The sequence below is a fragment of the Streptomyces naganishii JCM 4654 genome (assembly GCF_014650575.1).
In the GTDB taxonomy this organism is placed as follows: Bacteria; Actinomycetota; Actinomycetes; order Streptomycetales; family Streptomycetaceae; genus Streptomyces; species Streptomyces naganishii.
The window spans coordinates 1-2,065 of the sequence record NZ_BMVF01000053.1 but is presented as its reverse complement, the minus strand read 5'-3'; the positions used below and the strand labels follow the sequence as shown (position 1 = coordinate 2,065).

1 protein-coding gene is annotated in these 2,065 nt (G+C 71.5%); it reads right to left on the bottom strand.

Features of this window, described 5'->3' with window-relative positions; translation table 11 throughout:
* Positions 1 to 2,065: type I polyketide synthase (locus tag IE217_RS34295; RefSeq protein WP_229865862.1), on the bottom strand; the 2,065-nt coding region annotated here is incomplete at both ends.

Genomic DNA, 2,065 nt, shown 5'->3' with positions numbered 1-2,065 from the left:
CACCACAACCGCACGCCGCTCCAACGCAGCACGCCCCGTCGCCAACGAATAGGCGACGTCGGCGCCCCGAAGGGCCGGGCGCTCGAGAAGGTGGCTGCGAAGCCGCTCGGCCTGGGCCTGGAGCGCCTTCGGATCGTTGGCGGAGAGGACGTACGGCAGCACCGCATGCTCAACGGGCCGGCCGGACTCCGGCTCCGGCTCCGGCTCGGCGAGAACCGGCGCCTGCTCCACGATGGTGTGGGCGTTGGTACCGCTGAGCCCGAACGAGGACACGCCCGCCCGTCGCGGGCGGCCGTCCGTCTCGGGCCACTCCCGGGCCTCGGTCAGCAACTCCACCGCACCCGTTGACCAGTCCACGTGCGGAGTCGGCTCATCAACGTGCAGGGTCTGCGGCAGCACACCGTGCCGCATGGCCATCACCATCTTGATGACACCCGCGACCCCGGCCGCCGCCTGCGTGTGCCCGATGTTCGACTTCAGCGACCCCAGCCACAGCGGCGGCCGCCCCTCACCCCGCCCCTGCCCATACGTGGCCAGCAGCGCCTGCGCCTCGATCGGGTCACCCAGCGTCGTACCCGTACCGTGCGCCTCCACCGCATCCACATCCGCCGCCGACAACCCCGCCGACGCCAACGCCTGCCGGATCACCCGCTGCTGCGACGGACCATTTGGAGCCGTAAGACCATTGCTCGCACCGTCCTGGTTGATGGCGCTCCCCCGCACCACCGCCAGCACGGGATGACCACGACGCCGGGCCTGGGACAGCCGCTCCACGAGCAGCATGCCCACACCCTCACCCCAGCCGGTGCCGTCCGCACCCGCAGCGAACGCCTTCACCCGGCCGTCCGCCGCAAGACCCCGCTGCCGGCTGAAGTCGACGAACGCGTCGGGGGTGGACATCACCGTGACACCGCCTGCCAGCGCGAGATCGCACTCGCCGTTGCGCAGTGCCTGCACCGCCAGGTGGAGGGCGACCAGCGACGACGAGCAGGCCGTGTCGACCGTGACCGCCGGGCCTTCCAGGCCGAAGACGTAGGAGATACGGCCGGAGACGACGCTGGCCGCGTTGCCGGTCCCGAGGTGACCTTCGATGGCCTTGGGCGGGGAGGCGATGAGGGAGGCGTAGTCCTGGCCGTTGGTGCCGACGAAGACGCCGGTACGGCTGCCACGCACCGACGACGGGTCGATTCCCGCCCGTTCCATCGCCTCCCACGACACCTCCAGCAGCAGCCGCTGCTGCGGATCCATCGCCAACGCCTCACGCGGGCTGATCCCGAAGAAGGCGGCGTCGAACCGGTCGGCGCCGTCGAGGAAGCCGCCCTCGCGGGTGTACGAGGTCCCCTGGCGCTCCGGATCGGGGTCGCTCAGGCGCTCCAGGTTCCAGCCGCGGTCGGTCGGGAAGCCGGAGACCGCGTCGCGGCCCTCGGTCAGCAACCGCCAGAAGTCCTCCGGCGACCGGACGCCACCGGGGAACCGGCAGCTCATCTCCACGATCACGATCGGGTCGTCGTCCACGTCGGTGCCGACGGCCGCCACGGTGGCGGTGTCCACCGCCGTTCCGGCTATCGCCGGGTCCTGGCCGACGAGTTCGTCGCGCAGGTGGCCGGCGAGTGCGGAGGCCGTGGGGTAGTCGTAGACCAGGGAGGTGGGAAGGGACAGACCGGTGGCAGCGCCGAGGCGGTTGCGCAGCTCCACCGCGGTCAGCGAGTCGAAGCCCAGCTCCCGGAAGGCCCGGTCACCACGCACCGCGTCCGCACCGCTGTGCCCCAGCACCGCCGCGACCTGCGCACGCACCAGATCCAGCAGTTCACGGTGCTGTTCGGACTCGGTCAGACCGAGCAGGCGCTCGCCGACCGTGGTGGCCTCATTGGCGTCCGTGACCACGCGGGCGACGCCCGGGGTGTGCGGGGACTTCTGGAGCTCGGGCAGTTCGTCGAAGAGTGTGGTGGGGCGTACGGCCGTGAAGCCGGCCGCGAAACGCTCCCACTCCAGGTCCACCACGCACGCAGCGGCATCCCCCGACCCGCCCAGATCAACCACACGCTCCAGCGCCCGCATCGCCAGA